This is a genomic window from Spiroplasma endosymbiont of Apeira syringaria (assembly GCF_964020205.1).
GTDB lineage: Bacteria > Bacillota_I > Bacilli_A > Mycoplasmatales > VBWQ01 > Spiroplasma_E > Spiroplasma_E ixodetis_A.
The window spans coordinates 1,944,497-1,968,852 of record NZ_OZ026543.1 but is presented as its reverse complement, the minus strand read 5'-3'; the positions used below and the strand labels follow the sequence as shown (position 1 = coordinate 1,968,852).

General features: G+C 24.0%; 37 protein-coding genes and 1 pseudogene. 12 read left to right on the top strand and 26 right to left on the bottom strand.

The features are described from left to right. Positions 1-163: 163 nt before the first annotated feature. Positions 164-685 carry a ferritin-like domain-containing protein gene (locus tag AACL02_RS12165; RefSeq protein WP_174481292.1) on the bottom strand — a complete coding sequence of 174 codons (522 nt, stop codon included), beginning with the start codon at positions 683-685 and terminating at the stop codon, positions 164-166. 17 nt (positions 686-702) lie between these two features. On the opposite strand from AACL02_RS12165, the gene AACL02_RS12160 reads away from it, so the two are divergent. Continuing rightward, complete coding sequence (locus AACL02_RS12160) at positions 703-849, top strand: hypothetical protein (protein WP_339041866.1); 147 nt, start codon at positions 703-705, stop codon at positions 847-849. Here AACL02_RS12160 and AACL02_RS12155 read toward each other — a convergent pair. The 3 genes and pseudogenes from AACL02_RS12155 to AACL02_RS12145 form a co-directional block, all read right to left on the bottom strand. Then, positions 835-1,371 (bottom strand): IS1595 family transposase, encoded by a 537-nt coding sequence (locus tag AACL02_RS12155; protein ID WP_281748497.1) that lies wholly within the window; start codon positions 1,369-1,371, stop codon positions 835-837. The genes AACL02_RS12160 and AACL02_RS12155 overlap by 15 nt on opposite strands. 115 nt (positions 1,372-1,486) lie before the next feature. Further along, a pseudogene (locus AACL02_RS12150) lies at positions 1,487-1,738 on the bottom strand (transposase); the annotation flags it as partial. A 47-nt stretch (positions 1,739-1,785) separates the two neighbouring features. Then, positions 1,786-3,024, bottom strand: coding sequence for an IS256 family transposase (locus tag AACL02_RS12145; RefSeq protein WP_339043745.1), 1,239 nt, complete (start codon positions 3,022-3,024; stop codon positions 1,786-1,788). Between the two features lie 142 nt (positions 3,025-3,166). Between AACL02_RS12145 and AACL02_RS12140 the strand changes: the two genes are divergently transcribed. Beyond that, the gene (locus AACL02_RS12140; protein ID WP_339040235.1) at positions 3,167-4,117 is read left to right on the top strand and encodes an IS30 family transposase; all 951 of its coding nucleotides are present in this window, start codon (positions 3,167-3,169) and stop codon (positions 4,115-4,117) included. Positions 4,118-4,166: 49 nt separating this feature from the next. Here AACL02_RS12140 and AACL02_RS12135 read toward each other — a convergent pair whose 3' ends face one another. Both AACL02_RS12135 and AACL02_RS12130 read right to left on the bottom strand, forming a co-directional pair. Beyond that, complete coding sequence (locus tag AACL02_RS12135) at positions 4,167-4,424, bottom strand: hypothetical protein (RefSeq protein ID WP_339041864.1); 258 nt, start codon at positions 4,422-4,424, stop codon at positions 4,167-4,169. Positions 4,425-4,679: 255 nt separating this feature from the next. Continuing rightward, positions 4,680-4,910 carry a hypothetical protein gene (locus AACL02_RS12130; RefSeq protein WP_339041862.1) on the bottom strand — a complete coding sequence of 77 codons (231 nt, stop codon included), beginning with the start codon at positions 4,908-4,910 and terminating at the stop codon, positions 4,680-4,682. Between AACL02_RS12130 and AACL02_RS12125 the strand changes: the two genes are divergently transcribed. Beyond that, positions 4,856-5,677, top strand: a complete 822-nt coding sequence (locus AACL02_RS12125; protein ID WP_339041860.1) for an IS1595 family transposase — start codon at positions 4,856-4,858, stop codon at positions 5,675-5,677. The genes AACL02_RS12130 and AACL02_RS12125 overlap by 55 nt on opposite strands. Here the strand turns inward: AACL02_RS12125 and AACL02_RS12120 are convergent. After that, positions 5,663-6,439, bottom strand: a complete 777-nt coding sequence (locus tag AACL02_RS12120; protein WP_339041858.1) for an SGNH/GDSL hydrolase family protein — start codon at positions 6,437-6,439, stop codon at positions 5,663-5,665. The two genes, AACL02_RS12125 and AACL02_RS12120, sit on opposite strands and share 15 nt — an antisense overlap. A gap of 351 nt (positions 6,440-6,790) precedes the next feature. Between AACL02_RS12120 and AACL02_RS12115 the strand changes: the two genes are divergently transcribed. Further along, positions 6,791-7,000, top strand: coding sequence for a hypothetical protein (locus AACL02_RS12115; RefSeq protein ID WP_339041856.1), 210 nt, complete (start codon positions 6,791-6,793; stop codon positions 6,998-7,000). 468 nt (positions 7,001-7,468) lie between these two features. Here the strand turns inward: AACL02_RS12115 and AACL02_RS12110 are convergent, their stop codons facing one another. Next, complete coding sequence (locus AACL02_RS12110) at positions 7,469-7,771, bottom strand: hypothetical protein (protein WP_339041854.1); 303 nt, start codon at positions 7,769-7,771, stop codon at positions 7,469-7,471. A gap of 18 nt (positions 7,772-7,789) precedes the next feature. Between AACL02_RS12110 and AACL02_RS12105 the strand changes: the two genes are divergently transcribed. Then, on the top strand, positions 7,790-8,152 hold the full coding sequence (locus AACL02_RS12105; protein WP_339041852.1) for a transposase: 363 nt from the start codon (positions 7,790-7,792) through the stop codon (positions 8,150-8,152). 40 nt (positions 8,153-8,192) lie between these two features. Here the strand turns inward: AACL02_RS12105 and AACL02_RS12100 are convergent, their stop codons facing one another. The 16 genes from AACL02_RS12100 to AACL02_RS12025 form a co-directional block, all read right to left on the bottom strand. Next, the gene (locus AACL02_RS12100; RefSeq protein WP_339041850.1) at positions 8,193-10,031 is read right to left on the bottom strand and encodes a hypothetical protein; all 1,839 of its coding nucleotides are present in this window, start codon (positions 10,029-10,031) and stop codon (positions 8,193-8,195) included. 3 nt (positions 10,032-10,034) lie between these two features. Next, on the bottom strand, positions 10,035-10,598 hold the full coding sequence (locus AACL02_RS12095) for a hypothetical protein (RefSeq protein ID WP_339041848.1): 564 nt from the start codon (positions 10,596-10,598) through the stop codon (positions 10,035-10,037). A 168-nt stretch (positions 10,599-10,766) separates the two neighbouring features. Further along, a complete protein-coding gene (locus AACL02_RS12090) occupies positions 10,767-11,753 on the bottom strand; it encodes a hypothetical protein (protein ID WP_339041846.1) in 987 nt (328 codons plus the stop codon). Positions 11,754-11,767: 14 nt separating this feature from the next. After that, positions 11,768-12,967, bottom strand: coding sequence for a hypothetical protein (locus tag AACL02_RS12085; RefSeq protein ID WP_339041844.1), 1,200 nt, complete (start codon positions 12,965-12,967; stop codon positions 11,768-11,770). Positions 12,968-12,983: 16 nt separating this feature from the next. After that, positions 12,984-13,361, bottom strand: a complete 378-nt coding sequence (locus tag AACL02_RS12080) for a hypothetical protein (RefSeq protein WP_281748784.1) — start codon at positions 13,359-13,361, stop codon at positions 12,984-12,986. A gap of 17 nt (positions 13,362-13,378) precedes the next feature. Then, entirely contained in the window at positions 13,379-13,564 is a 186-nt protein-coding gene (locus tag AACL02_RS12075; protein ID WP_339041841.1) for a hypothetical protein, read from the bottom strand. Between the two features lies 1 nt (position 13,565). After that, on the bottom strand, positions 13,566-13,754 hold the full coding sequence (locus AACL02_RS12070) for a hypothetical protein (RefSeq protein ID WP_281748785.1): 189 nt from the start codon (positions 13,752-13,754) through the stop codon (positions 13,566-13,568). Between the two features lie 40 nt (positions 13,755-13,794). After that, positions 13,795-13,953, bottom strand: a complete 159-nt coding sequence (locus tag AACL02_RS12065) for a hypothetical protein (RefSeq protein ID WP_339041839.1) — start codon at positions 13,951-13,953, stop codon at positions 13,795-13,797. Positions 13,954-13,968: 15 nt separating this feature from the next. Further along, positions 13,969-14,781, bottom strand: a complete 813-nt coding sequence (locus AACL02_RS12060; protein WP_339041837.1) for a hypothetical protein — start codon at positions 14,779-14,781, stop codon at positions 13,969-13,971. Further along, positions 14,768-14,980 carry a hypothetical protein gene (locus tag AACL02_RS12055; protein ID WP_339041835.1) on the bottom strand — a complete coding sequence of 71 codons (213 nt, stop codon included), beginning with the start codon at positions 14,978-14,980 and terminating at the stop codon, positions 14,768-14,770. The genes AACL02_RS12060 and AACL02_RS12055 overlap by 14 nt, the downstream gene beginning before the upstream one ends. A gap of 314 nt (positions 14,981-15,294) precedes the next feature. Next, a complete protein-coding gene (locus tag AACL02_RS12050) occupies positions 15,295-15,531 on the bottom strand; it encodes a hypothetical protein (protein WP_281748423.1) in 237 nt (78 codons plus the stop codon). Beyond that, a complete protein-coding gene (locus AACL02_RS12045; protein WP_339041833.1) occupies positions 15,531-15,692 on the bottom strand; it encodes a hypothetical protein in 162 nt (53 codons plus the stop codon). Before AACL02_RS12045 ends, AACL02_RS12050 begins: the two co-directional genes overlap by 1 nt. A gap of 3 nt (positions 15,693-15,695) precedes the next feature. Next, positions 15,696-15,989, bottom strand: a complete 294-nt coding sequence (locus AACL02_RS12040; protein ID WP_281748421.1) for a hypothetical protein — start codon at positions 15,987-15,989, stop codon at positions 15,696-15,698. Then, positions 15,979-16,281 (bottom strand): hypothetical protein, encoded by a 303-nt coding sequence (locus AACL02_RS12035; protein ID WP_339041831.1) that lies wholly within the window; start codon positions 16,279-16,281, stop codon positions 15,979-15,981. The genes AACL02_RS12040 and AACL02_RS12035 overlap by 11 nt, the downstream gene beginning before the upstream one ends. A gap of 170 nt (positions 16,282-16,451) precedes the next feature. Continuing rightward, positions 16,452-16,628, bottom strand: a complete 177-nt coding sequence (locus tag AACL02_RS12030; RefSeq protein ID WP_339041829.1) for a hypothetical protein — start codon at positions 16,626-16,628, stop codon at positions 16,452-16,454. Positions 16,629-17,092: 464 nt separating this feature from the next. Next, positions 17,093-17,281, bottom strand: a complete 189-nt coding sequence (locus AACL02_RS12025) for a hypothetical protein (protein WP_339041827.1) — start codon at positions 17,279-17,281, stop codon at positions 17,093-17,095. A 1,256-nt stretch (positions 17,282-18,537) separates the two neighbouring features. On the opposite strand from AACL02_RS12025, the gene AACL02_RS12020 reads away from it, so the two are divergent. Both AACL02_RS12020 and AACL02_RS12015 read left to right on the top strand, forming a co-directional pair. Continuing rightward, positions 18,538-18,996, top strand: coding sequence for a hypothetical protein (locus AACL02_RS12020; protein WP_339041825.1), 459 nt, complete (start codon positions 18,538-18,540; stop codon positions 18,994-18,996). A 129-nt stretch (positions 18,997-19,125) separates the two neighbouring features. Then, a complete protein-coding gene (locus AACL02_RS12015; RefSeq protein WP_339041823.1) occupies positions 19,126-19,533 on the top strand; it encodes a hypothetical protein in 408 nt (135 codons plus the stop codon). A gap of 24 nt (positions 19,534-19,557) precedes the next feature. On the opposite strand, the gene AACL02_RS12010 is transcribed toward AACL02_RS12015, so the two are convergent. Together AACL02_RS12010 and AACL02_RS12005 are read right to left on the bottom strand one after the other, a co-directional pair. Continuing rightward, positions 19,558-20,502, bottom strand: a complete 945-nt coding sequence (locus AACL02_RS12010; protein WP_422397858.1) for an Mbov_0401 family ICE element transposase-like protein — start codon at positions 20,500-20,502, stop codon at positions 19,558-19,560. A 129-nt stretch (positions 20,503-20,631) separates the two neighbouring features. Then, complete coding sequence (locus AACL02_RS12005) at positions 20,632-21,453, bottom strand: IS1595 family transposase (protein WP_339041819.1); 822 nt, start codon at positions 21,451-21,453, stop codon at positions 20,632-20,634. Between AACL02_RS12005 and AACL02_RS12000 the strand changes: the two genes are divergently transcribed. The 5 genes from AACL02_RS12000 to AACL02_RS11980 all read left to right on the top strand — a co-directional run bounded on the left by AACL02_RS12000 (position 21,399) and on the right by AACL02_RS11980 (position 24,216). Next, a complete protein-coding gene (locus AACL02_RS12000) occupies positions 21,399-21,545 on the top strand; it encodes a hypothetical protein (RefSeq protein WP_339041817.1) in 147 nt (48 codons plus the stop codon). The two genes, AACL02_RS12005 and AACL02_RS12000, sit on opposite strands and share 55 nt — an antisense overlap. A gap of 184 nt (positions 21,546-21,729) precedes the next feature. After that, positions 21,730-22,791 (top strand): hypothetical protein, encoded by a 1,062-nt coding sequence (locus tag AACL02_RS11995; RefSeq protein ID WP_339041815.1) that lies wholly within the window; start codon positions 21,730-21,732, stop codon positions 22,789-22,791. A gap of 43 nt (positions 22,792-22,834) precedes the next feature. After that, positions 22,835-23,266, top strand: coding sequence for a hypothetical protein (locus AACL02_RS11990; RefSeq protein WP_339041813.1), 432 nt, complete (start codon positions 22,835-22,837; stop codon positions 23,264-23,266). After that, positions 23,217-23,489: a transposase gene (locus tag AACL02_RS11985; RefSeq protein ID WP_339040631.1), complete on the top strand. Its 273-nt coding sequence runs from the start codon at positions 23,217-23,219 to the stop codon at positions 23,487-23,489. The genes AACL02_RS11990 and AACL02_RS11985 overlap by 50 nt, the downstream gene beginning before the upstream one ends. Before the next feature lie 103 nt (positions 23,490-23,592). Beyond that, positions 23,593-24,216, top strand: coding sequence for a hypothetical protein (locus tag AACL02_RS11980; protein ID WP_339041811.1), 624 nt, complete (start codon positions 23,593-23,595; stop codon positions 24,214-24,216). Positions 24,217-24,356 lie beyond the last annotated feature (140 nt).

Below are 24,356 nucleotides of genomic sequence, written 5' to 3'. Positions count from 1 at the left end.
AAAAGTAAAGATGAAATAAATATTGAAGGTAAAAAAAGAGAATACAGTTTAAACTATCAAGTAGAAGAAAAACAAAAAAATACAACAAAATTTTTATAAAAAAATAAAAAATGTATAATTTTTTTATACATTTTTGGTGAAAATTAAGAGTTAAATGTGAAATTTATTCGGGTTCATAAAATGGAACAATAACTTTTAAAGTATCTGGCTCTTCAGTTTTTAGTAAACGTTTGTCAATTTTATAAAGGTTACTATTAGACATTGCAATTCAATCCAATAAGTCTTTTTCATAAGCAATTTCTTCATAGAAATCAATTAAGAATCAGTCATAAAATTTCGCAGTTAAATTATCATTATTTTCACGAGCACTTTTAACAAGTTTATTAGTAAAATCAAGTAATTCTTCTTTAGTAGATTTTAATTTTTTTAATGCTTCTTCAATGTTTTTTGTAGTAAAAGTTGGAACTTTAATGTCTTTAATTTCAACTTGAGCATCTTGATCCATTAAATAGTTACAAATTTTACGAATATGAACAACAGCATCAGCTGCTTCTACTTGGAAGAAGCGTGCAAACCCAGGATATCCTTTTTGATTTGCATCATTACTTAATTTAAAACTAAGCATTTGATATTTTAGATGTTCACTAATATAATCATTTAGATCATCGTTAATTTTTTTAATCATTAAATACACCTTCTTTCTTGGCTTTATATGTATTATACTACTTTAATACTATATATATTAAAATAAAGGCTTTTCTCCCTTTATGTACTATTTTAATTTTATCACATAAATGCTGAGAAAAGCCTATCTACGGACTTCTCCCCACATTTTTAAATCAAACATAGAATTACAGTTTCAAAACTAGGTATCTTGTTGAATTTATATGCAGCTTCTTTAGCATATAAATGAACATGATGTTTTGCAACTTTGATATGTGTTTTAAATGTTCTTCTTATATGTTTTCAAACTGATTCAATTTGGTTGGTATTTACACCAATTTTTGAAACATAGCCATCTTGATGGTTAACTGTTTCATGCTTAGTGAAAACTGATTTAAAATCGCAATATCCTTTTCAAGAATCAGTATATACAAGACATTTTGAAGAAATGTGGTTTTTTGCAAACTGCAAAAGATTTTTACTCTTTGCGTTTTTCAATACTTTCACAATTAAATTATTGGTTGTTTTTTGATAAATGCCAACAATCAAGGTTTTATTCACCAAGGATCTTCCTTGTTTTTTAAAACCCATATGTGAAAGATACATTTCATCAATTTGCACTGTACCTTCAACAATAAATTGAGGTTTTTGTTTTGCAATACGTGTTCTGATTTTATGAGTCATTCTTCAAGCAGTTTTCAAAGTCACTCCCAATTCTTTTGCAATATCTGTTGATGGAATTCCATGTTTGGTGTTTATTCATCTAAAGATAAGATAAAACGAGGCTTTTTAATAATCTGTGTATCTTTGTTTTACAAAGTTACTAATTTAGATTAATTCTGTCTTCAAATTTTATCATAAAATGAGCAATTGCTGTATTTCAATTTTGAATAGGCAATGTTCATTTTTTTTTTATATTTTCAATTGCCAAGTAAAATATTTTGAAAACTGCCATATCATTAGGAAAAACTTTTTTATTTCTGATGATTTTTCGTAATTGACTATTAACAGATTCAATAGCATTTGTAGTATAAATCACTCTTTTGATTTCTACTGGATAACTAATAAAAACCATAAATTGAGGCTTTTTAATAATCTGTGTATCTTTGTTTTACAAAGTTACTAATTTAGATTAATTCTGTCTTCAAATTTTATCATAAAATGAGCAATTGCTGTATTTCAATTTTGAATAGGCAATGTTCATTTTTTTGTTATATTTTCAATTGCCAAGTAAAATATTTTGAAAACTGCCATATCATTAGGAAGAACTTTTTTATTTCTGATGATTTTTCGTAATTGACTATTAACAGATTCAATAGCATTTGTAGTATAAATCACTCTTTTGATTTCTACTGGATAACTAATAAAAACCATTAAATTATCTCAATTTTTATATCAAGATTTAGTAATTTGAGGATATTGTTTATTTCATTTACTTTCAAACGATTCTAAAGCTTGCATTGCTTGTTCTTCACTACATGCACTATAAATTGGTTTTAAATCTGCAACTAGACCTTTTCGATGTTTGTATGAAACATATTTTAAACTATTTCTAATTTGATGAACAATGCATAATTGATGTTCTGTTTTAGGATAAACTGATTGTATTGCTTCTGACATGCCTGTTAAATTATCACTACAAGCAATAAGAATATCATTTAAGCCACGATTTTTCATTTCTGTGAAATTAGATAATCAAAACTTAGAACCTTCATTTTCACTAATTCATAATCCTAAAACATCTTTTTTGCCTTCTAAATCAACTCCTAATGCTATATAAACTGATTTGTTAATAATCCGTTTATCTTGTCGTACTTTAACTACTATACAATCAAAATAAACAATAGGATAAATACTTTCTAATGGTCGATTTTGTCATGCTTTAACATCATCAATAACATCATCAGTAATTTGACTAATAACACTTTCACTAATATCAGCACCATGATATAACTCTTGCAACTGCATTCTAATGTCAGATAATGTCATTCCTTTTGCATACAAGGAAAGAACTTGTTGATCAAAACCATCAAATCTTCTTTGCCTTTTAGGAACTATTACAGGAGTAAAATTACTATTGCGATCTCTTGGTACATCAATTTCAATTTTACCTTGTTGAGTTATTAATTTTTTTGAAATTGTACCATTACGAGCATTTTCAGTAGTATTATGTTGATTTTTTTCATATCCTAAATAATTTTGCATTTCAGAATTCAACATTTTTTCAACTAATCTTTTTGTTAATTCTTTATATAAACCGCCAGGTTTAAAAACTGTTGTTAAATCTTCAGTATTTTCTAGTAATAAATCTACTGCTTTTGATATTGGATCATTATTATTAAAGTTATCTTTTTTAGCCATCTGTAACTCACTCTTTCTAGTCATTTAATTATATTTGCTGAATTATACTTGTAAGTGCAAGTAAATAAAATTGCAAAAAAATTCTCATATAAAAATTTCATAATGCTAAATTTATTTTATAAAAAAAGTAAGGAGTTTTTATATGAGTTATAAACATCTTGGCGTAGATGAAAGAATTTATATTGAGAATCAATTGAAATTTAAAGTTAAAATTAGTGAAATAGCTAAAAATCTTAATCGAAATATTAGTACTATTATTCGAGAAATTAATAGAAATCAAGATAATAGTAATTATTTTTCATTGATTGCACAAAATAAAGCTGAAAATAGAAAACAATCACATATTTTTTTTCATAAGTTTAAAAATAAAGATTTAGTAAAATATGTGCAACAAAAACTATTATTAGGCTGATCACCTGAACAAATTTATGGCAGAATTAAAAATTTTCATAAACAATGAGTTATTAGTTTTAAAACAATTTACAATTGAATTTATTCTGGATTGCTTGATCAAGTTACTAGTAAAAATTTAAGAAGAAAAGGCAAAAAACGCAAATCTCAAGAAAATCGTGGCAAATTCAATAGCAAATCAATTAAAGAAAGAGATCTTAATATTAATGATCGTATAACACTTGGTCATTGAGAAGGAGATACTATAGTATCATCACGAGGCAAAAGTAAAAAATGTTTAATAACTTTAGTTGAAAGAGTATCACGATTTACTTTAGCAATATTAGTTAAAAACAGAACTACTAAAGTTATTAACAAAAATATTAGCCATTATTTATCAATTCTTCCTAAAAATATTGTTAAAACCATTACTTTTGATCGTGGTAAAGAATTTTCAAATTGACAACAACTTGAAAAAAATTTAGATGTGAAAATTTATTTTGCAAATCCATATTCACCTTGACAAAGAGGTACTAATGAAAATACTAATGGTTTAATTAGAGAAAAATTTCCTAAAAAATTTAATTTTTCAAAAACTTGTAAAAATGAAGTTCATAAATTTATATTGTCTTTAAACCAAAGACCAAGAAAAATACTAAATTATCTTTCACCGATAGAATATTTGGATAGAAAAATAATTTAGTTGCACTTACCTTTACAATTTAGCATTTACTAGAATTAATTAAACATAGTTATTTTTGTAAGTTACACAGATTACTAAACATTTCCGATAAAAACCAAGATGTTAAAGATGTTTGTGACCTTGAAAATATGGTGCCTGTGAGAATGCTAAATTTTTGATTACATTTTAAACATCTCATTCTTTTTAAATCAGAAGTATTCAAATTAAAACTAAAACACCTAATACATTTGTTTTCTTTCAAATTTGCTATATATGCAAGACATTGCTGTTCAGTTTGAAAAGCATTTTTTAATTCATTCAGTTTCATTATTCCCTCCACAAGTACATGTGGGGAGAAGTCCGAAAATAAATTAAGAATAAAAATATTGTTAATTAATTGTTTCTGTTGCATTTTTTATGAAGTAAGTTCAGTGAATAGTTCAAGACCAATTTGATCATGTGCTCATTTATTTGGATGAACATAATCAAAGAAAAAATTATTATTAATAGTTTCTGGAGTTGTTCCATCAATATATTTTGGATTTAAATTTAAAGCTAAACCGGGAATTGATCATTTTATTGATTAATTAGTAATATTTTTTCCTATTTCTTGTGCTTCAGATAATAAATCACTAAAATTAGTTTCTAAGTCAAACGGTCTGATATTAATATCAGAATTATTTTTTATTAATTCAGTAATTTTATTATTTCATTTATTATTATACGGACTTCTCCCCACATGTACTTGTGGAGGGAATAATGAAACTGAATGAATTCAACAATGCTTTTCAAACTGAACAGCAATGTCTTGCATATATAGCAAATTTGAAAGAAAACAAATGTATTAGGTGTTTTAGTTTTAATTTGAATACTTCTGATTTAAAAAGAATGAGATGTTTAAAATGTAATCAAACATTTAGCATTCTCACAGGCACCATATTTTCAAGGTCACAAACATCTTTAACATCTTGGTTTTATCTTATCTTTAGATGAATAAACACCAAACATGGAATTCCATCAACAGATATTGCAAAAGAATTGGGAGTGACTTTGAAAACTGCTTGAAGAATGACTCATAAAATCAGAACACGTATTGCAAAACAAAAACCTCAATTTATTGTTGAAGGTACAGTGCAAATTGATGAAATGTATCTTTCACATATGGGTTTTAAAAAACAAGGAAGATCCTTGGTGAATAAAACCTTGATTGTTGGCATTTATCAAAAAACAACCAATAATTTAATTGTGAAAGTATTGAAAAACGCAAAGAGTAAAAATCTTTTGCAGTTTGCAAAAAACCACATTTCTTCAAAATGTCTTGTATATACTGATTCTTGAAAAGGATATTGCGATTTTAAATCAGTTTTAACTAAGCATGAAACAGTTAACCATCAAGATGGCTATGTTTCAAAAATTGGTGTAAATACCAACCAAATTGAATCAGTTTGAAAACATATAAGAAGAACATTTAAAACACATATCAAAGTTGCAAAACATCATGTTCATTTATATGCTAAAGAAGCTGCATATAAATTCAACAAGATACCTAGTTTTGAAACTGTAATTCTATGTTTGATTTAAAAATGTGGGGAGAAGTCCGTAGATAGGCTTTTCTCAGCATTTATGTGATAAAATTAAAATAGTACATAAAGGGAGAAAAGCCTTATTATATTCATTTGATAAGTAGTTTGCTACTTCTTTAACAGATTTTTTTTCATTAACATATTTTGGAATATTACTAATGTTAGGCACATTGGCAATTATTAAATTTTGAGCACCAGCATTAATTAATGTATCAACAGTTTCAAACTCAGTTGTTATTTCATTATTAATAATTGACTCTTGTTTTGCTGTTGAATTTTCATCCATAGCAGAAAGCAGATCATTACCACCTATTTCAATAAAAATATCATCATTTTTTTGTATTTTATGATCTTTTAATAATTGATTAGCTTGGTGGTCAATAGAATAATGATTTAAGAATAATTGATATTCTCAACTATGATTTTGTCCGGCTTGTGCTCCACTTACAGCATAGTTATTACCTTTTTGATATCAAGCTGGTAATAGTTCTGTTCCTAGTTTTTTCGCTAAAATACTAGCAGCAACATCGCCATTAGTAAATGAATTATGATAAAAAGGTTCTTGAAATTTAACTTTATCTATATTTCAAGTATCATAAGTAAAAATATTAGATAAATTACCATTATCTGATAAGCTGTCGCCAAGGACATATAATTGTGATTTAACACTTATTTGTTCATTAAAATGTTTTGCTATCATTTCATTTCCAGCAGTTAAAGTTATTGTTGTCAGAGTGATGTTTATTAAAAATGTTTTCATTTGATAAATTCCTTTTCTCATTAAAAATTTAAATATGAAGGTAATTTTTAAAAGAAAACTATATTCTCTTTTAAAAATTAATAACTTAACTTAATAGTAAGTTATTACCTTCATATTACCATATTAGTAGTAATCAGTAAATAATGTTTTATTACAAAAATAAAAATTGATTTTAAAAAATGATTATATAAATTTAATTATTTATTAAATTTAATGCAGTTTTTAAGAATAATTTTATTGTAAAAAAAATAAAATGTGTTAATTTTAAATCAAAAGATTAGTTTTTTACACATTTACTTTATTTTTAAAGTAAATGGGTTTTTTATAAAATATTGAAAGGGAATAGGAAAAATGAGTAGAAATATAGCAGTAGCAATTGAAAATTTAGTTAATTCGAAAATAGTAGAAGAGTGAGTTTTTCTTTTTGAACAAAAACTTGAAAAAGAAAAATTAAGAAATTCAGAATATATGAAGTTACACAGCAAAGATATATTTTTTAAATATATGTTTTTTGATGAAGATGAAAAACTTGAAGAAATTGAAAAAGCAGAAAAAAAATAAAAATAAAATTAAAAAAAATAGAAAAAATTGAAGCAAAAATAGAAAAAATTGAAGCAAAAAATAAAGAAAAAATAAAGAAAAATAAGAATGAAAAAGAAATTGAAGATTTAAAAAATGAAAAAACAAGACTTAATAAAAAAATCGCTTGTTTACATTTACTTATAGATGATAAAAAAGAAGAAGTAAAAGATTTAGGGACGGGTAACAAATTTAACAAATTTTTTACAGAATAATTTTCAATATAATATATTATAGAAATACTCCTTTCCTTATTTATAAAAATTAACAAAGACGAGAATAAAAATGTCGTCTTTTTTTGTAATTGTAAAATTTTATAAAATTTTTATAACCTTCTTTAATACTATTATCAACACGTATTTGAGAACTAAAACAGTGAACTGCAACATAGTTGTTAAAAATAGTAGCTAGCATGTGGACTTGCATGAATAAATAAAAAGTGGATGATGCCTAATAAAATATACTAACCAGTAATGGTAATTCTTGGGGTGGGAGCGAATTGGAAACTAGTATATATAGACCCGTGGGGGAACATACTAACCAAGATGTTAAAGATGTTTGTGACCTTGAAAATATGGTGCCTGTGAGAATGCTAAATGTTTGATTACATTTTAAACATCTCATTCTTTTTAAATCAGAAGTATTCAAATTAAAACTAAAACACCTAATACATTTGTTTTCTTTCAAATTTGCTATATATGCAAGACATTGCTGTTCATTTTGAAAAGCATTGTTGAATTCATTCAGTTTCATTATTCCCTCCACAAGTACATGTGGGGAGAAGTCCGTAATTTAATTGTGAAAGTATTGAAAAACGCAAAGAGTAAAAATCTTTTGCAGTTTGCAAAAAACCACATTTCTTCAAAATGTCTTGTATATACTGATTCTTGAAAAGGATATTGCGATTTTAAATCAGTTTTCACTAAGCATGAAACAGTTAACCATCAAGATGGCTATGTTTCAAAAATTGGTGTAAATACCAACCAAATTGAATCAGTTTGAAAACATATAAGAAGAACATTTAAAACACATATCAAAGTTGCAAAACATCATGTTCATTTATATGCTAAAGAAGCTGCATATAAATTCAACAAGATACCTAGTTTTGAAACTGTAATTCTATGTTTGATTTAAAAATGTGGGGAGAAGTCCGTAGATAGGCTTTTCTCAGCATTTATGTGATAAAATTAAAATAGTACATAAAGGGAGAAAAGCCTTTAATAATTAATGAAGCATCTTCATTATCAATTTTACCTTTAACAAGCATATAATCTCCACCTATATATGCAGAACTCTTAAACTCTATTTTTAGTTTTATACTTGTTTGATTAAAAGGTGGTTTATCTCATGTTATAAATACTCTATAATATTTATTAAAACTAAGAGCAAAATCTTCTCATGTACGATTATCAAGACTTTTATCTATTATTTTTCAATTTTCTTTATCTTGTTTTTTATCAATATTAGTTTTATTTTCATTAATAGCACCAGCAACTGTTTTATTAGTATTTTCTAAATTAGGAATTTCTTGATTTATAGCATTTATTTGAAATGCTATTGGAAACATTGCTTTTGTATCTTCTAATTTTTTATTTACTTCTTCTTTTTTATAATAATCTGATAAATCTGTACTTCCACCAGTAGCACTAATTTTATTATTTTCATCAATCTTAATATTTTCACCAGCAATTAATTTATCTTGTTTTTTATCTAATAAATTATTAGTTTCTTGTTTTGTATAATAATCACGTTCAGTACCTTCTTCCGATATAAATTCAGTTGGTGTATCTATTCCTTGATATTGATATATTTCTTGTATATCACCAATTAAATTAATTTTTCCACGTTCAGGATAGGAATTACCTCCACCACTAAATTTTTTATTTCTATTGTCATAGTAAATATTTCCAATATTTAAAATATTTTTATTTTGTATTTGTTCTTTATAAGTCATGGAATCAACATTTAACAATTCAAATTCATGAAAAATATTATTTAAATAAATTTTAATTATTTTATAAAATTTCATAAATTTATTTTCTGTTGAATAGTGATAACTGATTTTAATAAAATATCATTTCAACATTTCTATATTATTATTTTCAACTTTTTTTCATAAAGGACTAGTTTCAATATTAAATCAATTATTTTTGATATCATCAATGTTTTCATTTGTTTTAGTTAATTCACTATTTAATTTGGTAATTTCATTTTCATTTGTAGTAATTCGTTTTTGTTGTTTAGCAGAAAAATCACAAGTTGGTGCATGCGTATAATCACCAATTTGTGGATTATTTTGTAATGCTTCGGGGGGTAATGTACCAATTTCATCAGGTCAATCTAAAATCATTGTTTCAGTTTCTTTATCATAATCAGTTGCAACATAACCTTTATTAATAAATTTACTAACAGGACCTCTATATATTTCATTTTCATTATCATCAACTAAATCATCATATAATTTAATTTGTTTTAATAATGTAAATTCTTTTTGTTCTTTAATTAATTCATCAACTTGATTTCTAGTATAAAATGCTTTTAAATCAATTTTTTCAACATCTATTTCATCATCATTATAACTTGAAAATATTTGTTTTAATTCTGTTAATCTTGCTCATATTTTCATTCTACTTGGTGCTAAATCTCAAACATTAATCGTAGGAGTACTATTTGCACTAAATTGATTACCATTATTAAATTGAATAGTAGCATCAACATTAAATTCAATTGGTGTACGATTAAATACTCAATGTTCAACCATAACATAAACCATATCTCTTAATGTTTCTTTAATTAATTCATCTTTAAAACTATCAAAAGGAAATTTAGATAAAATAAAATCAAGATAAGCATTAATATCATTTTGAGCACGAATAGCAAAAGTTTTAAATCAATCATTAACAATTGGTCATGTTTGTATATATTGCTGTGGCGTTTCTGTAATTTTTCCAGTTAATGGATATCAGTTATTATAATTTTCAAGACTGACATCAGTTCAAAGTTTATTAATCATAATTTATCATTCCTTAAAAAATGCTTGTTTATAATGATGAGTATGTTTTTTTGTTTTTTTATGTGTTATATGCTCAATTTCTTTTTGTATTTTATTTTTACCTTTTTTTAATTTTTTCTTACTTTTTGTTACAACTTGACTATATGCAAACTTTTCTAAATGATGTAATAATCCTGTACCAAATAAAGTATTAACTGAAAACTTTAAACCAACATTTTTAAATGATTTGTTAATATTTTCAATAGGATTATTAATAACATTTACTACTTTATGATAAGTTCTTACTATTCTAAATATTTCTCTATATAATTTAAAACTATCTCTAATTACTTGTTGTACCACTGGTGGAGCAAATGCTATTGCTTTTAATCATTTATTACGATTAACACCATAACCAATGTATCAACCACTATATCAACGATATCAATGGAATGGATGTATTTGAGTAACAAAAGTTTTTGCTTTAAGAATACTATCAACAACTGTAATTGGTTTATATTTAGGATTGCAATGATAAATAGTAATTGCACATTTATCTAATGACAAAGGTTGAATTTTACAACCCATAAATACTGGTGAATTTAATGGAATTAATTGTGCATGTTTAATTGCTCTTTTTTCTGCACTAGTAAATAAATCAGTTGCTTTTTCTTTTAATTTATTAATTTTTTCAAATGATTGTTTTTCTAAATTTTCAAATTTTTCTTGTAATTTATATATACTTTCTCTTATTTTTTAAAAATATGGTGTATCTTTTCAAAATTTATTTAAAACTTTTTTTAAATAAAATCTAATATCAAAATATTTAAAACTTTGATTTGCTTTTAAAACAAGTTGATGAATAACATTATTTTTAAAATTAAATTTAATATAATTAGCACGAATTTTTTGTAAATCTAAAATTAAAGTTTTTCCATATCTATTTTCTGAATGTATTGTATGAACTAAATTTAATCAATCATGTTGGTTCATAGATAGTACTTTTTTTAAATCAGTATTAAATTTTTTAAAAAAGTTATTTTCTTTTTCAATATCTTTAATTTTAAATTTAGGAGTTAATTGTGGACTTAATTTTATTAATGTATTTTGTAATAATAAGTGTTCTTTTAACTTTTGTATTTCTAATTTTTGAAAATTATTTTTATATTCTCTTTCAGCAACATAACCTAAATCTCGTAATACTGTTTCACGATTAGGAGTAAAACTATAATTCATTAAATAACGTTTATTACCAATAATTTTATCTGTTAAAATTTCTTTTCCACTTACTTGACTAATAATTTCTTGTAAGTTTTTTGCTTCTTTAACACCAATTTGTTCTAATTTTTTAGTTTTTTGTGCTAATTTAATAAATTTAGTTATACGATAACCACGACTAATTTTATTAAGTCCAGCAAATGCAGGTAATAAATTTAAGAAAGTATTTAATTTTGTTACATTTCCTTTTAAATAATCATAAACTTGATTAATAGTAAAATCAGTTGTAGCATAAATACCAAAATTAATAGTACTTGCAATAAAATCACTTGCACCTAATCCAAGGGCTACACTTTCACTTAATCCACCAGTAAAAGGAGCAAGTGCTACTGCTATAACTTGTACACCAATCATTTCTAAAATTTCTCATCAAAAACTTTTATTTTCTTGTTGTTTACTTATTCTAGTATGTTTTGGTTTATTTATGTTTAAAAGTATTGCTGTACTAGTTGTACCAATTGGCATGATATTAATGTCCTTTATTTAAGAGTTATTTTAATTGGATTTGTTGTTCCTTTATAATTTAAGTCATTAACATTTGCAGTAATAGTTATATATAAGTCACCTGCTTTTTGTTTTTGATTACTTACATTAGTTTTACCTTGTGAATCACTAAAATATTTAATAGTTGGATTTGTTAAATTTGGATTTAATGATTTAAGTTCATTAGTACTTTTTATTTCTGTATTTAATTCATTGTTATTGTTATTAACATTTGCAGTAATATCAGTTGTTAAACTTGTAATTTTAGTTTTTAAATCAGTTTTATCAGTATTAATAATTCCACATGCCATTCAACGTGATGTTGTTTCATTATTAGAAATATAAGGTATTGCTTGACATGTAACTTCTCCACCAACTAAATACATTCTTCCAACTTTACCATCTGCCACTTCTTGAACATAAATAATTGTATCTTGTAACATATATCTTTTCATTGCTCTTGGCGTTGCTAAAACAAATGACATAATTTCATCATCATTTTTATCATTTTTAAAAGTCATATAGTCATCCATTACAATTTGACATAATACACCTTTAATATATAAATCATTACCATTTAATCTTAATTGTTGTGCAATTTCATTATCAGTAATTAAACCTTTATTATCTGCCAAGTAAACTATACTATCATAAAGAGCATTAGTAATAAAGAATCTACAATTTGCAATATTTCTATATTGAAATAATGTATTTCATGCCCCCAACATTGCTTCTACATATTTAATTGCTTGTGATTTTGGTTCTGTTGATTTTTCAATCATAAATTTAATTGCATATTTTGCAATTACATTAGTATTGTTATTAGCTAAATAATCTGCTAAATCATTAGCAACTTCATATTGCATACTTTGTAATAAATTTTGTCCATTTTCTGCTAATAAATCTTTTGCTGCAATTGTTTCGCCAGCAACAGCTTCTTCTATAATTTCTTTAATAATTTTATCTGTATCAGCATATCCGACATCTATTCTTTTACTCTTATCATTTCATTGAATAACTTTAACTTTTGGGTCTTTTGGTTTTTTAACTATAAATTCAATTCTTGTTGAATTAACCATTTCGATAGGAAAAAAACTTGCCCATGGACTATTTGATTGTTTAAAAAATTCTATAAATTCTGGTGCTTCTACTAATTTTTCGGTATTATCTAAATTTTGTTTGAATGGTACTGCCATTTTTTATTTTCCTTCCTTATAATTTATTTTTATTTTTATAATCCAATAAAGCATTTTTTATTGAATTTGGTTGATTTGTTATTATTGTTTGTGGTTTCCCACCTGTATTAATTGTTTCTTTAAATACTGGTTGTTCTTTAATCATTTTTTTAATAGTTTCTTCAATTTTTGAATTTTCTAAATTATTAGTTTTAAATTTTAAATAATCATAAAATTCAGTTTTAACTTGATATTTTTTAAATATATTAATCATTTCTTTTTCTTTAATTTCTTGATTAAGTTTATTTAACTTATTTTCTGCTTCATTAACTTTATTTTCTATTTCTTGTGAAGAAGCATTATTTTCAGTTAAAAGTTCAGTTGTTTGTTGAACATTATTTTCATTTTCTAACATTTAATATTATCCTAATCTTATTCCAATAATCAATCTTTAACTAATTGTGGCATTTCACTTATTAATTTTTTATAATCATTAACTGCATTTTCTAATGTATCAATATCAGAAAATTTAAAACAATTATCAATATGTAAATCAAAATCTCTATCAATACTAATATCTTGTTTTCTATATTTTTCATTAAATTCAATTTTTATCATATTATTTTTCTCCTTTATTAATCTTTTCATTTAATTTTGCTAATTTTTTTTGATGTTTTATAATTTTGTTATTTGCTCTAACATGTTTTGGAGTTGTAATAAATTTTTTTAATAAAACAATAATTTCTCTGCAAATTAATGTTCCAACACTTGTTCCAATAATTATTAATTCATGTAAAAATTCTTTCATTTCAATATTTTCCTTTCAATTATTTATTATTTATTTTTGATTATTCATCAAATTCACCTTTATTAATTCTTTCAATCATACATTTTGCATCCATTAAAAGATTTGCAATTAAACGTTCATTCAGTCGTATATCTTCTAAATCTTTTTCATGTTGTTTTAATTTATCATTGTAATATTCAAGTATTTTTTCTTTATTCATTATTTTTCACCTCCTTTATAAACTCATGTGATTATAATCTCAATTTAATGAAGTATTATCATTATTTAATGGTACTTCGCTCATATTATCACTACCATATTGACTAGTTGTTTCACTATTAATTGTGAATCTATTATCATTAATTAATGTTGCAGTTTCATTATTAAATGAAGTTTCTTGCATTTCTTGAATATGATTAGTTGTTTCCATTGGTAGTAAATTATGGATTATTTCACTTGCACCAGCAATTATGGTAGGTACTGCATAAGCATTATTAAAATCATTATTAATACCCATTGCTATACCACTAGAAATTAAACAACCACCAGTAGCCATATTACAAATCTTTCTTATTGTTTCAAATCTATTAGGAATTAATTCAGTTAATCCACTGATAAGATTTGATATACCATAAGCATTTAAACTAATATAAGTATCTCAATCCATTAATGACTGATTTTCTTGTTTATTTAATAGTAATCATGGAGGACCTTCTGTTGTAGTTGTAGTAGTTATTGGAGTTGGTGTTGTTGGAATAATAGGAGTAATATTATTTTCTGTTCATTTACTATAATTTGCTAAACCAATTGTTCCTAAACCTAATAATATTTTTTTACTACTATTAATTAATTTAGTTTTAGTATTTGGTCTTTGATTTAAATTTCATATATCTAAACCTAATTTTTTACCAAATAATAAACTATTAATTGAACCTAATAATGGATTACTTATTACTTGACCATAATAAGCACTTGTACCAATCATTGCACAAATAGGACTTATACCAGTTCTAATTAATTTGATTAAAGTATAATTATTTGTTTCCATTTTTATTCTCCTTTATTTGTTTTAAATCATTTAATAGTTCTATAAATTTTTTCATCTCTTTTGAATAATAATCAATGCTTAAATAATTATCATTTCAATTAAAAATTATATGTGTATCTGAATTTAAAAATTCAACATTATTAATAAATCATAATTTTTCATCTACATTTCATTTAATTAAAAATTCGCGTTTAGTCATGTTTATTCTCCTTTATTTGTTTTTATCAGTTCTCTTATAACATCTAATAAAGAATCTACTACATAAGAATTTAATTCAAATTCATAATTTCTAATTTTAATTTTTTCCTTTTTCATTTTTTTATTCTCCTTTAATTTCAATAACATAATCAATTGTTATATTTTTGTAATTATTAAAATGAGTTTTACATAATCCTAATTTTGTATCTTTTTTAATTGAGCAAACATATATTTCTTGATTACTATTATTATTTTTACAACCATAACTATCACAATATCATAGTCATTCATAATCATTAATCATTTTATTTTCCTTTAATTTTCTAATTTTTTAATTGTTACTTTAATTCAACCTTGATAAACGTAATTATCACCAACTATTAATGCAACATTACTTTCGGGGTCAGAAACAATTATGTGTTTTGATTTAACATTTGGGTATTGTCTTAAAATAATTGCTCTAATATCATTACTTGTATGAATTGCTTTTGGAAATGGTGATAATATTTCAATTTCATCTTTATTTTCAAACAAAGTAGGTAATATAATCATTAATTATTCTCCTTATTTTTAATTTGATTAGCAATTTCACTTAATATTTTCAATACTTTATATTCATTTTTTAATTCTTTAATAATAAATATTAAAAATATTATTAGTGTTATACTTGTTATTAATATTGGTACTATTAATAAAATTCTTCATAATATCATTTTTTACTCTTTTCATTTTTTAAATCATTTAACATTTATTGAACAAAATGCACGATTTTTAGGAATATTTAAAGTATTAAAGATTTGACCAGTTACTATAATTTCATCGTTTTTGTTTAATAAAATACATCGGTTATAAAGCTTTGGATTGTTAAAAATTAAAGTAACATAGTTTAATCCATTTCATTGTCCACGAACACTATAATATAATCCTTTATTACCTTTTTCGTAATATTTTGCTTCAATACTGTTACTCAGTTTTACTGTTAATTTGACATAATTGGCTTTATCTTTCATTTTTATAATTCCTTAAATAATATTGAATGTGTTTATATGCATCTTGTTCATGTTTTGTTAATTTTATATTTCCTTTATAATTTTCTATTTTAGTTTTATTTTTTGGTTCACTTCCTAAATAATCTCAATTCATAACATCTTCTACTAATACCATTAATGTACCAATAGTTTTAGGAGTTGCTAATGGATTAGTTAATAATTGTTTTGAATTTAAAAAGAAATTTTCGACAATAACTAATATTTTTTTATTATCAGAATGTTTTTTAATTAATAAAAAGTATTTTTTATACAAATTTTTACTTTCTAAAACTGTTTTAGTTTTAAATGTTTCATTAAAAATAATATTATTAGTTTCATTTTAATATATAACAATTCCATTATTACCAATACCAGCGGGGTCAATACCAATAATTAAGTCATATTGCATTAATTAAGTTAACCTCTAATAACTGTTTTAATAATTTATAAATTACAATTACATCAACAATATTTACATTCTTCAATAAATTCTTTATGACCACAAACTAAATTATCTTTTTTTAAATCATCAATCAGTTTAATTAGTCCTATTTTAAATTCAATATCATCACTGTCTGGTATGCAAATAGTTCCTCTTTTAGTTAAATATTCTTTATCCATATTTATACCTCCTACTTAACCTAATATTTAAAATACAGTCATAACAAATCGCTTTACTATTTTTATCTCTTAAAAAATATTTTCTTGTTTTTATATCATTAGTATTAAAGAATAAATAATCTAATTTATTTTGTTTACATGTTCAACAAAAATACTTTTTCATTATGAGTTGAAATTTCCTTATAAGAAGTAACTATATAATTAATTGGTAAATCATCATGTTTATATTGATTATTTATTTTAAAACCTTTTCTGTTTTCTTCTCACGTAATGTTGTATTTAAAACAAGGATTAGTAATTTTAGTTTTGTTATCAGTTATTTCACCCATAAATCAACTATTATGCTGGTCATAAAATGTTAGTGGTTCAAGTTTTATATCATTAAGATAATATTCTTTTGGAGCAGTTGGTTTATTAACAGTTATTTTCTGTTCAGAAATATATGGTTCTAATAATTTTGTTAATTAATCACCATTTAATTCTCTTTTAATATTTTCAGAATTAAAAACTCAATATGTGTAATTATTATCAACAATAAAAGAATTATTTTTAATCATTCATTTTGGAAGTGATAATTTATATTCAACATAATCAATAAGAATAGATTGTGGTTTATCTTTAACAATTTGTTCTTTTTTAAATTCTATTTGCATAATAATCCTTTCCTAATATGTTCTGTTGCTTCTAGCATAAAGAACATATATTTTGATTTTTATATTATTAATAATACTACTATTCGTTTTATTAATTCCAGCAATTCTGGGCTCAAAAATAAATTGTGAAATTTTAAAAAACATTGAGGCATTCGATTCAATATTTATTTAATTTGCGTTTAACAAATTAATATTTTAATTGAACCGGCACCGCTTAATTTTTTTTACAAGTTTGAAATTTATTTTTTCGCCCAAAAAAAATTTTCAAAAAAAAATAAAAAATAAAACCAACACTTGCTCACTAGGGAGTGGCAAGGTTGGTTAAATAAAGAATAGAATTAATACAATAGGTCCCTACAACAGGTCTATATATACTAGTTTCCAATTCGCTCCCACCCCAAGAATTACCATTTAATGGTTAGTATATTTTATTAGGTATCACTCCACTTATTATTTATCCATGCAATTCCACATGTTCTAGCTACTATTTTTAACAACTGTGTTGTAGTTCACTGTTTTAGTTCCCTAACACGTGTTGATAATAGCGTTAAAGAGGTTTATTAAAAATTTTAAAATTTTACAATTACAAAAAAAGACAAGATTATTTCTTGTCTTTTTCCTTAATAAGTTTGAGAATAATTTTTTTTAAATGTATATTTTTTAAAATACGTCGAATATAAATTTAAATTTAAGGGTTAAAGAGAGTAATTTTGTCTAATTTTCATTATTTTTCAAATAATTCATTTTTGGAAATAAGTTACTAATATGATAATTAATTATTTCGTAACTTTGACAAACGCCCTAATATTTATATCAAAATGGCTACATTTAGGTGTAATCAAATAAATTTAAAAACATAATTTTAATGAACATAATAATTATTGATTATTTCACAATTTTGGATTGCATCTCAAAAATTATTATTTTTTATTTTTACTTTTGAATTAAAAATAAAATAAAATGTAATGATTATACTAATTATTCAAATTAAAAATGGTATTAAAATTATGCAAAAAATAATTCCAATTTGTAATTTTATTATATTATAATAATTTTCACTATATTTCGGATAAATATCACTTGCAAAATAACTAAGAAAGTAACTTAAACCGTAATGTTTTATTTCCTTAAAACCATTACCGTATTTTAATTTTCCATTAAAATAATCATGAAAATTACTAAATCCTATTAATATTAAACCTATAATTAAAAATGGCTTTTCTCCCTTTATGTACTATTTTAATTTTATCACATAAATGCTGAGAAAAGCCATAATTTATTCCGCATTTTTGTTACCCGCCCAAGATTTAGAGTTACAAAGATGTAAAATATTAGAAGAAAAAAGTAAAAATGAGAAAAATAATTTCTTATCAAAAGAAGATAGAGAAATACGAGATATTGAAAATAAAATATGAAAAATTATTTTAGATAATTATTTTCAAGATAAAAGTAATAAGAAACTTATATTAAAAGAATATGAGGAATATGCAAGTAATTTTAAAAAAACTATTAAAGAATTAAAGATTGGTGATAAAAAATGTTATGATGCATTATTAGATATAGTTACAACCTTATATAAAGACGTGTCAAGAGACAAATTATTTTTAGAAAGAGAAAACATAAAAACTGATGGTTGACAAGATATAAATTTAGATGAAGATTCAACAAGATTACAAAATTTATCTTTAGAAAATAAATTTAAACCATCTTTGTAGTCAAAAAATGGAAAGAGAATAAAAGATGAAAGAAACTATAGAAAAAATAAATAATGAATTAAAATAATTTTGAAATAAAAATCAAAAAAACATCCTGATATTTGTAAAAATTTAGAGTTATTAGGAATTGTGGTTATAAAAAGTGGTGTTCCTATGATTGGAGGTGCTTTATTTGGTGCTTTAATTGGAGTTGCGGGAGGACCTATTGGTATAACTGTGGGCGTACCTATTGGTGTATTGCTAGTTTTTAAAGGTGCACTTCTTCAATTTAAACCAAGTATTGATGAAAAATATAACCAAATCAAAAAGACAAAAAAACTAGAAAAATTATGGGAGCGTACCGATGTTGTCAATAATATTCAAATTTGTCTTAAAATTATAAAGTTAGACGAGAATAATTTTGACTTCAATATGCAATTGTATGTTAATCTTAACACTTGAAAAATATTAGTCAACAATAATACTTACTTTTATAACACAAAAATTCTTATTAAAGTAAACTTTAATAAGTTTTATTTTATTTTTCATTTATTTTAAAATTTTAATTTTAATTTATAATAACTAAATGGCTGTATTTATTTGATAGCATTTAAAATTAACCATTTTTGTATACATATCAATATTATAAGTTCTATCACCAATCATATGCTTTAAAATTTGTTTAATATTAGTTTCAGTAAAGCAACCAATATTTTCAACTAATGCTTGGTTTAATACACCATCTTTTGCATTAATAAAATAACCAACTTTTAATTTTTTATATTGTAAGGTTAATGATTGTAAAAAATGAATTAATTCATAATATTGACCTTTTTCAAATAAATTTATTGCATTTTGATAGTGTAATTTAGCAATTTGATTTTTTCTTCTTCCAGCCATTATACCAAGAAATAAAACATGAAAAGCATGGAATTTATCTAAAATAAATTTAGCATTTAAAATTGTAGCAGTTTTTCTAATTCATTTTGCACTATCTCCGCAAAATACTAAATTTGCTTGTTCAAAATTTTCAAAAAATAAATTACCATATTTTTCAATTAATTTTGCAGTTTTTTCAGCACCAATTTCTGTTTTTGATACTCTTATTTGACATGCAGCTCTTTTATTAATTAATTTTCCATTTTTCTTTTTACCAGTACAAAATACTAATAATCTCATAGAACATTTTTTACAATTTTTAGTATTGTGTTTTTCATTAAACTTAAATTTTCGATGTCCATCATCAATATTTATATATAAAGTTTGATTTTTTTCTAATACTATTTTAGAAATATTAACTTTTGGTAATTCAAATTTTTGATATGTTCTACAAACTGTACTATTACTTATTAAACCTTCAATAAAAGTATCACAAACATCACGATACTTTTTATCATCAGCAAAATATTTTAAAATTTGTTTAATAACGTTTGGTGCAAGTTTACTATATTTTTTAACACCAAGATAGTTATCTAGCAATGAAACAAATTCCTTTTTTTGTGTTTTTGGGTTATAATGTATACAAATACGTCGTTTATAATTTAATAAACCTTTTTTTGTTTTTAATTTTCTTTGGCTTTTCTCCCTTTATTTACTATTTTAATTTTATCACATAAATGCTGAGAAAAGCCTATCTACGGACTTCTCCCCACATTTTTAAATCAAACATAGAATTACAGTTTCAAAACTAGGTATCTTGTTGAATTTATATGCAGCTTCTTTAGCATATAAATGAACATGATGTTTTGCAACTTTGATATGTGTTTTAAATGTTCTTCTTATATGTTTTCAAACTGATTCAATTTGGTTGGTATTTACACCAATTTTTGAAACATAGCCATCTTGATGGTTAACTGTTTCATGCTTAGTGAAAACTGATTTAAAATCGCAATATCCTTTTCAAGAATCAGTATATACAAGACATTTTGAAGAAATGTGGTTTTTTGCAAACTGCAAAAGATTTTTACTCTTTGCGTTTTTCAATACTTTCACAATTAAATTATTGGTTGTTTTTTGATAAATGCCAACAATCAAGGTTTTATTCACCAAGGATCTTCCTTGTTTTTTAAAACCCATATGTGAAAGATACATTTCATCAATTTGCACTGTACCTTCAACAATAAATTGAGGTTTTTGTTTTGCAATACGTGTTCTGATTTTATGAGTCATTCTTCAAGCAGTTTTCAAAGTCACTCCCAATTCTTTTGCAATATCTGTTGATGGAATTCCATGTTTGGTGTTTATTCATCTAAAGATAAGATAAAACCAAGATGTTAAAGATGTTTGTGACCTTGAAAATATGGTGCCTGTGAGAATGCTAAATGTTTGATTAGATTTTAAACATCTCATTCTTTTTAAATCAGAAGTATTCAAATTAAAATTAAAACACCTAATACATTTGTTTTCTTTCAAATTTGCTATATATGCAAGACATTGCTGTTCAGTTTGAAAAGCATTGTTGAATTCATTCAGTTTCATTATTCCCTCCACAAGTACATGTGGGGAGAAGTCCGTTTTCTTTTTCTAAATCTATATGATTTATATTCAGATTTATCACATGTACTTCATAAATAATCATCTATTTCTTTAAATAATTCTTCTGTTTGTTGTAAATTTAATTCATCTTGATTAAAATAGTGTTTGTCTCAATCAAAATGATTTACGAATGGTAATTTTAACATTTTTAATGTTCCTTTCAAAATTTTATTTGTTAATAATTTAATTGCATTGTTTATAAAAATTAGGGAGTAAAATATGGCTTTTATTAGTAGTTATGCACAACTGAATAAAAAATATAATCTTAATTTTAGTGATAATAATTATGGTTTTAGTTGAGATATTTTTAAAGCATTTGTTGGTGATGAATGAGCAGAATATTTTACTACTAATTGTTTTTATCGTTTTATACCAACAGCACGTGGAACAAGAAAAACTTGAAACTGTTTAGCATTTGATTTATTTATATGTTGTAATTTTAGTGATAGTAGTGTTCAAGAAGTAAGACGCTATGAAAATACTCATAGTGAAACTACAATTGGCGCTTTAATGAATGTTTGTCAAGTTTTATTAGATACATATAATATTAATTTACTACCTAATAATCCACATGGAATTAAATGAAAAATTACTAAGGATGGTGGTTGTATTATTTTTCCTAATAATCAACAAATTGACTTTATTGGTTATGCTAATGGTAATAAAATTTTTGGAAAAGAAGCGGGTGGGTCAAGTTTTTTAGGTTCAAGAACAGATGAAATTATTATGGCAGAAGAAAAAGAAACACTAACAGAAAAGCAATTAACATATCGATATGAACTTTTACAAAACTCTATGTTTAGAAGTAATCGTATTAAAGTATCAAAAGAACCTATTAAAGAATGAAGTTGAACGTTTATTGATAAAAATATATATAGTCCTAATTTTGGAAAAAAAATTACTCGCTATTTTTATAAAAGTTTCTTTATTACTTTTACATGTAATCCTTATGATAAATATCATCCATTTTATTTAAAATACTGTACGCCATTTTTACCATTAAATGATAAAGTGATGGAAAATCTTAAAAAAAATGGCAAAATTTATTATGAAAATCAAGATATGTTTAGTGGTTTAGGTTTATTTGTTTTAAGATTTACTATTCAACCATTTTGAAATAAATTACCAGATATTCAAAAAAGAACATTATTAGAAATGAAAAAAAGTAATCCTGATGAATTTAATACTGTTTTTTATGGTTTTGAATTTTTAGATAGTGATGCAACAATTTTCCCATTTCAAAAAACTGTAAAGTGCTGACAACCATATGATTTAAAATAATTTTATAACGGACTTCTCCCCACATGTACTTGTGGAGGGAATAATGAAACTGAATGAATTCAAAAATGCTTTTCAAACTGAACAGCAATGTCTTGCATATATAGCAAATTTGAAAGAAAACAAATGTATTAGGTGTTTTAATTTTAATTTGAATACTTCTGATTTAAAAAGAATGAGATGTTTAAAATGTAATCAAACATTTAGCATTCTTACAGGCACCATATTTTCAAGGTCACAAACATCTTTAACATCTTGGTTTTATCTTATCTTTAGATGAATAAACACCAAACATGGAATTCCATCAACAGATATTGCAAAAGAATTGGGAGTGACTTTGAAAACTGCTTGAAGAATGACTCATAAAATCAGAACACGTATTGCAAAACAAAAACCTCAATTTATTGTTGAAGGTACAGTGCAAATTGATGAAATGTCTTGTATATACTGATTCTTGAAAAGGATATTGCGATTTTAAATCAGTTTTCACTAAGCATGAAACAGTTAACCATCAAGATGGCTATGTTTCAAAAATTGGTGTAAATACCAACCAAATTGAATCAGTTTGAAAACATATAAGAAGAACATTTAAAACACATATCAAAGTTGCAAAACATCATGTTCATTTATATGCTAAAGAAGCTGCATATAAATTCAACAAGATACCTAGTTTTGAAACTGTAATTCTATGTTTGATTTAAAAATGTGGGGAGAAGTCCGTAGATAGGCTTTTCTCAGCATTTATGTGATAAAATTAAAATAGTACATAAAGGGAGAAAAGCCTTTTATAATTCAAAAAAAGATATGTATAAATTTGATTTTTATTCAGTTGGTGTGGATTGAGCAACTGGTCATAAAGACCATACTGTATTTATAGTAGTGGGTTTTAAAGAATATAATAATACTGGTTATTATGATGCTTATATTATTTGTGAATTAGTAGTTACTCCAAATGATTTTATAAATGAAAATGAAAAAATTAATGCTTATGTTAATGAAATTTTAGGATTAATTGATAATTTTGAAAATTTTGAACAAGCAATTTATTTTTATGATGATAAAGCACGAACTGCCATTGATTGATTAAATCAAAAATTAATAGATGAACATAATACTATTTTAATCACACAAACTGCTATTAAACATGCTTCAAATTTAAATCAAGAAGCAGGATTAACTAATAGAGTAGTTTGAATGAGAAACATTATGAGTTATGGAAACTTTTATGCAAATAAAGATGATTTACCAAAGACTAATCAATGTTTAGAAGAATTACGTTATGACCAAACCAAAACTAACATTCCTGATAAAAATATGTATCAAGACCCGTATGATGGATTATTTTATGCATTGTATCCATATAAAAATGTAATTAGGGGTAAAAATAATGCTACTGTGAAAAAAATCATCTTCACATTTGCCATATAATAAACAACTACAATATCATTAATAGTATAGGTATCACAAAATAAACGACTTTAATTTAGGTGTTATTTTGCATTTAAAAGCATACTTGTAAAAATAATCAAAAATGGTACAATTTAGAAGTAAAATTAAGAAAAAAAGGA